Origin of the sequence: Collinsella aerofaciens ATCC 25986 (genome assembly GCF_964239575.1) — a bacterium.
Classification (GTDB): Bacteria; Actinomycetota; Coriobacteriia; order Coriobacteriales; family Coriobacteriaceae; genus Collinsella; species Collinsella aerofaciens_BQ.
On the sequence record NZ_CAXSQQ010000046.1, the window covers coordinates 1 to 3,170 of the forward strand.

A 3,170-nucleotide genomic window follows, 5' to 3' on the forward strand; every position below is an offset into this window, starting at 1 on the left:
TGCGAGCGCCGCAGCGAGCTGCCCGAGAACGTGAGCGACGCCGCGAACGGACGAGGGCTGGGGGGTCTCGGGGGGAACGCCCGAGCGGGTCAAGGGCAGCGCCCTTGCACGGCCAAACGCAGTTTGGTATACCGTGACTATACCAAAGTCGCTAACGCACCTTTAGGTGGTTCGAACTCGGGAGTTTGACATGACCGTAGCACCCTTGATTGCCATGAAGTCGACCAAATGTGACAGCCTTGAAGCCGTGGGCAAGGAGCTAGACAGGCGGGCTCACACCTACGCAAACGATGTTGACCAGAGCGGCCGGCATGTCGGGTACCTGTGCCGCGCGGGGGATGAGAGTCCCGTTCCGCTCGAACAGGCCATCGAGCGGCGGATGGGCGAGCTGAACACGAAGAGGAAAATCAGGGACAACCAAGTCCGCGCGATGGGGTTCATCGTCTCAAGCAACGATGCCTTGGACGAGAAGGACGCGAGGGAGTTTCTGGACAGGTCGGTTCAGTGGTTCGGGGCGCGGTACGGCTATGAGAACCTGCTAGCCGCCCAGATTCATCTGGACGAGGGCACCCCGCACGCGCACATCTGGATTGCCCCAGTCATCCGCGGCGAGGACGGTCACGATCGCCTGTGCGCCAAGGAGCTGTTCGCCCCAGACAAGCGCCGCAAGAACGCGGAGGGCAAATGGGAGGTGACCGCACAGGGCACGATGAGCCGCTTGCAGGAGGACTTCTGGGAGCAGGTGGCCAAGCCCTACGGGTACGAGCGCCCAATGCGCCACGAGCTGCGCGCGAAAGGCTACAGGAGCCTTGACGCGTACAAGGTGCAGGTCGGCACCACAAGGGCGCTCAAGTCCGAGATAGAGACCCTTGAGGTGGCGAGGGACAAGGCGAAGCACGGGGCGATAACTGCCAAGCGCGAGCTGGACGGCCTTGAGCGGCAGAGGGTTGAGACCCGCGCCAAATTGGGTGCCGTGACCGAGCAGGTCGATGAAAAGCGGGCGCAAGCTGCGGAGATAGACCGCCGAATCGCGGAAAAAATGGCCGAGCTTGACCGCTTGGACGGCGAAATCGGCGAAAAGCTCGAGCTTCGCAACGAGGTGGGCGATGAAATCCAGCGGGAGTCCGCGCGATTGGAGTCCCTTCGGCGCGGAACGCGAGCAGTTGCGCGAGACGTTGAGGAGCTTCGACCCGTCGCTGCCGAGATTGGGCGCTGGGAAGCTGCGGGACGCGCTGAGCGCGGCACAATCCTCGATTCAATCACTGCTCGATGCGCAGGAGCAGCGAGAGCAGCTAGAACGGCAATTGAGGAGCTTAGAGACCGCATCTGGGCGCTGATGCGTCCCAGGAAGGCGCAGGGCGGCGGATACGGCCTAGACGAGATGGTGAGGGATGCCACGGAAGCGGCGAAGGCATGGAACCGAAGCCACGAAGCGCCTGCGCGGTCGCGCGGGCAGGCGCGGTGATGTGTTATAGTAGTACCTGTATTACAGCATAGGAGGTGCGTTATGGCTACCGCAGTCACTTCGATGAGGATTCCGACCGAGCTGAACGAGCGCTACAGCAGGCTTGCGAAGGAGACCGGCAGGTCGAGGAGCTTCTACGTGAACGAGGCCCTGCAAGAATCGATTGACCGTTTCGAGTACGAGTACGGGATTCTCAAGGACATCGAGGACTACCGCGCAGGCAGGATCGAGACCTACAGCATCGATGAGGTAAGGGCGCATTGTGGTCTGGCGAATTGATTTCACGAGGAACGCTGACAAGGCGATGCGCAAGCTGGACAGGGGTATCGCCGCGAGGATATTCGAAGAGCTTGACGAGATAGCGAAGCTCGAAGACCCGAGAGTCAGGGGCAAGTCCCTGACGGGGAACCTGGCGGGCGTGTGGCGCTACAGGGTCGGCGACTATCGGATTCTGTGCGACATCGATGACGGCAGGCTCGTGATTCTCGTGGTTGATGTGGCGCATAGGCGCGAGGTCTACAAGCGCAGGTAAAAAAGAAAAAGCCCCAGCAAGCTTGGCGGCAGCAGGGGCATTCGAGACAAGGAGATTATAGCATGGCGGCAAACGCTGGCGAGACGAAGGTAAAGCTCTGGGAGGGAATCTGCTACCCAGAGAACATGCTCGATGATTGGCAGGAGGAGATAGACGACATCCTTCAAGTTCCGTTCGCTTACGCAATTCACGACATCGACCATGACCAGAAGAGCAAGCAGCGGAAGACCCATGTTCACATCATCGTGGTTTGGGGCGGCAACACGACCCGCAAGGCGATAATCAACGTCCTGAACCGCTTGAGCGCGGACGGCAAGAGGTGCTGCTCCTCTGCGGAGCCAGTCAACAACATCAGGCACGCATACGACTACCTCATCCATGACACGGCATCGTGCCGAAAGAAGGGCAAGGAACTGTACCCAGTCGAAGCCCGCATCGAGGGGAACAACTTCGACATCGGGCAGCTTGAGCAGCTCTCGACCAAGGACAAGCAGGACATGCTCTTCGAGTTGGTTGGCTTCATCATGGTCGAGAAGTTCGAGACCATCAATGACTTCACGACTGCGGCGTTGCGTGAGTTCCCCGAGCAGTACCGAGAAATCATCGTCGGCTACAACTCGATTCTCGAGCGCTACTGTCGCGGCAACTACCTGAACGCCGAACGCAAGCGCAAGGCACGTGAGACAGGCGCGTGCGGAAAAGTAGACGGGTCAATGGAGCAATGCGTGACTACGGGGGCGGAGTAGTTCCGCGTAGCGGATCTACGGAGACCTCGTTCACGGATTGCGGAATTGACGCGGCGGTCGAGCCAAAAGACAGACTGGGAAGAGGGTCGATGTGAGCGCAAGCTCCCATCGACCCTTTCCTTGCTCAAGTCTGCGAGCGCGGAAGGGCTGGGGCTGGATTCCCATGGGCGAGGTACTACGACCTCGCCCATGGGAATCCGATATCCGATACCGATATCGAGCGTGATTTTGGGGGTGGTTCGGAGGGGCGCGCTCATTATTTTTCGCTAACTACGTCCGAAAAATAATGTGACAAATGACAAATGACAAATCAGGTTGAGCGGGGGAGTTTGAGGGGGCTTGCCCCCTCATGCGAGCGCCGCAGCGAGCTGCCCGAGAACGTGAGCGACGCCGCGAACGGACGAGGGCTGGGGGGTCTCGGGGGGAA

At 60.1% G+C, this 3,170-nt stretch carries 4 protein-coding genes; all 4 read left to right on the forward strand.

From position 1 onward, the window contains the following. The first annotated feature begins 190 nt into the window (after window positions 1-190). The 4 genes from mobV to ACESUZ_RS09985 all read left to right on the forward strand — a co-directional run bounded on the left by mobV (window position 191) and on the right by ACESUZ_RS09985 (window position 2,743). The gene (gene mobV / locus ACESUZ_RS09970) at window positions 191-1,465 is read left to right on the forward strand and encodes a MobV family relaxase (protein ID WP_373199895.1); all 1,275 of its coding nucleotides are present in this window, start codon (window positions 191-193) and stop codon (window positions 1,463-1,465) included. Between the two features lie 42 nt (window positions 1,466-1,507). After that, the gene (relB, locus tag ACESUZ_RS09975) at window positions 1,508-1,744 is read left to right on the forward strand and encodes a type II toxin-antitoxin system RelB family antitoxin (protein WP_373199897.1); all 237 of its coding nucleotides are present in this window, start codon (window positions 1,508-1,510) and stop codon (window positions 1,742-1,744) included. Window positions 1,745-1,769: 25 nt separating this feature from the next. Continuing rightward, a complete protein-coding gene (locus ACESUZ_RS09980; protein WP_006236363.1) occupies window positions 1,770-1,997 on the forward strand; it encodes a type II toxin-antitoxin system RelE family toxin in 228 nt (75 codons plus the stop codon). A gap of 62 nt (window positions 1,998-2,059) precedes the next feature. After that, window positions 2,060-2,743, forward strand: coding sequence for a Rep family protein (locus ACESUZ_RS09985; protein ID WP_115596269.1), 684 nt, complete (start codon window positions 2,060-2,062; stop codon window positions 2,741-2,743). The last annotated feature ends 427 nt before the right edge of the window (window positions 2,744-3,170 follow it).

What these genes read in the sequence shown, in the direction of transcription:
- mobV (WP_373199895.1), top strand. Translation starts at nt 191, where the DNA reads ATGACCGTAGCACCCTTGATTGCCATGAAGTCGACCAAATGTGACAGC.
- relB (WP_373199897.1), top strand. Translation starts at nt 1,508, where the DNA reads ATGGCTACCGCAGTCACTTCGATGAGGATTCCGACCGAGCTGAACGAG.
- ACESUZ_RS09980 (WP_006236363.1), top strand. Translation starts at nt 1,770, where the DNA reads ATGCGCAAGCTGGACAGGGGTATCGCCGCGAGGATATTCGAAGAGCTT.
- ACESUZ_RS09985 (WP_115596269.1), top strand. Translation starts at nt 2,060, where the DNA reads ATGGCGGCAAACGCTGGCGAGACGAAGGTAAAGCTCTGGGAGGGAATC.